This window comes from Paraperlucidibaca sp., assembly GCF_982810325.1.
Genome location: NZ_CEYEMI010000045.1, coordinates 1 through 983 on the forward strand (window position 1 = coordinate 1; position 983 = coordinate 983).

The window sequence follows — 983 nt, forward strand, 5'->3', positions numbered from 1 at the left end:
TACGCACTCTGTATCCACATGATCACGACCTTGCCTACACCTGGGTGAGCTGTCCTAATCGTACGTTTGATGGCCAGAGCCCATTATCGGTGATGATGTCATACCGTTTTGCAGGCTTGCTGAGAATCAAGACGTACCTTGAACACGCACGAACTAGATAGCACAAGGCTAAGCTCATTGCTTTACTCGGCACCGTTAGAAGTGCAGTGATTGTCCAAGCCATTTAGTTAGCTTCGGCAGTAGCCTTCACCGACAGCTACTGTCAGGCAGTTAGTTTTGCCACTCAACCATTTCATGCCAGTTCCATCACCGTCAGTTGCATGGATAGACACTGCCTCATCATTGCGCTCAAACACGATTTCTTTACCTGCAGCTTTACCTTGATATGTAGAAAGGCCATCTAAGTTTTGAATGGTGATTTCATAAATCCCATCACCACCAGCTAGGTTGAGAAATGTCCCTTCGACCCCAGTCCACTTACCAAGCCACGAATCAGTCTCAATAGCTGTGCTTAAGTTTGAAGTGTCAATTAGATCAGCCTCGGTAGTGGTCGAATTAAGTTGGCCACAACCAGCAATGAGTGAAACCAACACAGCGCATACAGTTAGTGCCCAGAATTTAGATTTCATATTAGTTGGATACATTTAAGTGTACTGACAAGTTAACTTCCAAACTCAACAATAGTTGAACCTGCCGCCTCTACACAACTGCCGATCTCCAAGTTTCGAACGCAGCTACCCTAGTAAGTGATAATGACTTGCGGGAGGGGTTGCCCTCATCCGTGAATTATCACAAGCAATGACTTAACTTGTCAGGCACTTTGCCGGTGCCACATTTAGCCAATTGGTCATGCTTAGCTCTCTTTAATCGTGCGCAAATGCGAAAAATGGGGTGACAAAACTGTGTGCTCGCTCGTGAGTTTCTGTGCAAATTTGTGAGCACATGATCGGCTAAAATGCAGTGTTTGTGCGGCTTTGAGAGGC

The 983-nt window shown here is 46.0% G+C and carries 2 protein-coding genes; one reads left to right on the forward strand and one right to left on the reverse strand.

The features are described from left to right. Nucleotides 1–8: 8 nt before the first annotated feature. Nucleotides 9–161, forward strand: a complete 153-nt coding sequence (locus AC3DKE_RS10570) for an antitoxin Xre/MbcA/ParS toxin-binding domain-containing protein (RefSeq protein ID WP_487990658.1) — start codon at nt 9–11, stop codon at nt 159–161. Between the two features lie 66 nt (nt 162–227). Here the strand turns inward: AC3DKE_RS10570 and AC3DKE_RS10575 are convergent, their stop codons facing one another. Beyond that, nucleotides 228–629 (reverse strand): hypothetical protein, encoded by a 402-nt coding sequence (locus AC3DKE_RS10575; RefSeq protein ID WP_484217350.1) that lies wholly within the window; start codon nt 627–629, stop codon nt 228–230. Nucleotides 630–983: the final 354 nt, after the last annotated feature.

Bases quoted from the DNA above. Each gene is read 5' to 3' on its own strand.
- AC3DKE_RS10575 (WP_484217350.1), bottom strand. From the start codon at position 629: ATGAAATCTAAATTCTGGGCACTAACTGTATGCGCTGTGTTGGTTTCA.